The 2,688-nt window shown below is 31.1% G+C and carries 2 protein-coding genes; both read left to right on the forward strand.

Annotation, left to right across the window (positions count from 1 at the left end; genetic code table 11):
* Positions 1–1,410 (forward strand): putative bifunctional diguanylate cyclase/phosphodiesterase (locus CY0110_RS27455; RefSeq protein WP_008278937.1); only part of this gene is annotated, 1,410 nt, incomplete at its 5' end.
* Between the two features lie 114 nt (positions 1,411–1,524).
* Positions 1,525–2,688 (forward strand): diguanylate cyclase domain-containing protein (locus CY0110_RS27460; protein WP_008278938.1); only part of this gene is annotated, 1,164 nt, incomplete at its 3' end.

The raw sequence follows: 2,688 nt of genomic DNA on the forward strand, positions 1-2,688 counted from the left end.
AGAGAAGTCATTATCGGTTCGGAAATTTTTGAACAATATGTGCATTATTTATCAGAACATCAACTTATTAGGAGTTATTTATTTGACATTACCGCTAGAAAACGGGCTGAAGAAAATTTAGAATATCGCGCTTTTTACGACACATTAACAGATTTACCTAACCGAAATTATTTTGATGAAAAACTAGAAGTTGCCCTAGTAGAAGCCAAAAAAAATGACTATTTAATGGCATTACTTTTTCTTGATTTAGATTCTTTTAAAAATGTTAATGATACGTTAGGTCATAAAATTGGAGATCAATTACTCAAAAGTTTTGCTCAACGGTTAAGTTGTTGTGTCCGAAATGATGATGTTGTTTCTCGTTGGGGAGGAGATGAATTTACCTTATTATTACCTCAAATTAATAGTCCAGAAGATACAATTAACTTAGCACAACGTATACTTGATGATCTTAAGCAACCCTTTGAAATTTCAGGACATCAATTATATATTAAAACCAGTATTGGTATTGCTATTTATCCTCAAGATGGCGAAGACGCAGAAACCTTATTAAAAAATGCTGATGCAGCCCTCTATCGTGCAAAAGAACGAGGTAGAAATCATTACCGTTTTTATCGTTCAACCATGACATCTAAAGCATCTTTATTATTAAAATTAGAAAACCTTTTATATCAAGCTTTAGAAGAAGAATCATTCTCTTTATATTATCAACCTCAATTAAAACTGACGACTCATAAAATTAGTGGAATGGAGGCACTTTTACGATGGTATCATCCAGAATTAGGTCATATTTCTCCTATGAGATTAATTCCTTTAGCTGAACAAACAGACCTAATTATTCCTATTAGTATATGGGTTTTAAAAACAGCTTGTCAGCAAAATAAAGCTTGGCAAAAGCAAGGATTCTCTCCGATACCTATCGCAGTTAATTTATCTCCAAAACAATTTCAACAACCTAATTTAGTTAATATTGTTAGCCAAGTTTTAGAAGAAACAGAATTAGAACCCTATCTTTTAGAATTAGAAATTACCGAAACAGCTATCATGGAAAATAGTGATTTTTCCCAAGAAACCTTACGACAATTACGAGATTTAGGGGTACAAATTTCCTTAGATGATTTTGGAACAGGTTATTCTTCTCTAGGATATTTACAAAAATTTCCTATTACTACTCTCAAAATTGATCAATCTTTTATCCAAAATTTACAAAATAATTCTAAAAACACGGCGATCATTTCTGCTATCATTGCCCTAGGAAAAAGCTTCGATCTACGGGTTGTCGCTGAGGGAGTGGAAACCTTGCAACAGCTAGAATTGTTACAAAGATTAAATTGCCAAGAAATTCAAGGATTTTGGTTTAGTCGTCCTCTCAAATCTGCCGATGCAACGACATTTTTAAGTCAAGTTTAAGAAAAATGAATTAAAGACTCAAGAACCAGTTAAAACTTTAAAAAAGATGAAATATAAATTAAAATCACTATAAACAATGAATTACACTAAAAAAACACCGATAATCCTTATATTTTGGTTCTTGAAGACAGTAATTCCCGTCGTACTATTTCTTTAGAAGACTCTAAATATTCTTTAGGACGACATTCTAGTAATTCAATTATAATTTATTCTAAACAAGTTTCTCGAAGACACGCCACTTTAATAAGAAAGTTTAATCGAAAAACAAATCAAGATTCCTTTTGGATTTTAGATGGAGATTTAGAAGGTCAAAAAAGTCAAAACGGTATTTTTGTTAATGGAGAAAAATGTACAATTCATGAACTAAAAGATGGAGATTTAATAAATTTTGGTTGTGAAGTTAATGCTAGTTATCATGCTGTTTCAACTGCTACAATTTCAGACAGCTTTATTGATAAAAATGTGCCTAAGCAATCAACAAAATCTGTAAAACAACCAATTAATCAAGTACCAACATTATATTTAGATAATCCTACAGAAGAATCTGATTTTGCATTAGAAACTTCTTCTCTCAAAGATTTAGGAAATGACGATACATTTCAAGAAGAATCTTATCTTGATCCACTAACTGAGCTACCAAATCGTATTCTATTTAATGAATATATTTCCATTGCAATAACTAATGCAAAAAGGCATCGAAATTGTTTGGCTATTTTTCTAATAGATATTAAGAACTTTAGTGAAATTAATGATAATTTTGGCTATAAGATAGGAGATTATTTTTTACAAGCGATCGCAGAACGTTTAAAAAACTGCATCAGAACAGGAGACATTGCTGCTCGTTGGGGAGGGGATGAATTTGCTATTTTGTTACCTCATATAAATGAAGAAGATAATTTATATAAAATTACTCAACGCATTATTAAAGAATTAAAAGATCCTTTCACTGTTGAGGATAACAATCAATCATTAGCGACTCATTTAGGCATGGCTATTTATCCTAAAAATGGCCAAGTTCCTCAACAACTTTTAAACTATGCTGAAACTCAACTTATTCACCATAAAAAAACAGATAATCATAACATTCTCAACGAAAACTTAAGCAAAGAGGATGTCTCATTATCACAAGTTGAAAAGCGACTCTATGAAGCATTAACGAAAGAAGAATTATGTTTATATTATCAACCTCAACTAAATAGTAATACTCGAAAAACAGAAGCCATAGAAGCCTTTATTCGTTGGAATCATCCTAAATATGGTTTAGTCCCTCCTCGACAA

The sequence above is a fragment of the Crocosphaera chwakensis CCY0110 genome (assembly GCF_000169335.1).
GTDB lineage: Bacteria > Cyanobacteriota > Cyanobacteriia > Cyanobacteriales > Microcystaceae > Crocosphaera > Crocosphaera chwakensis.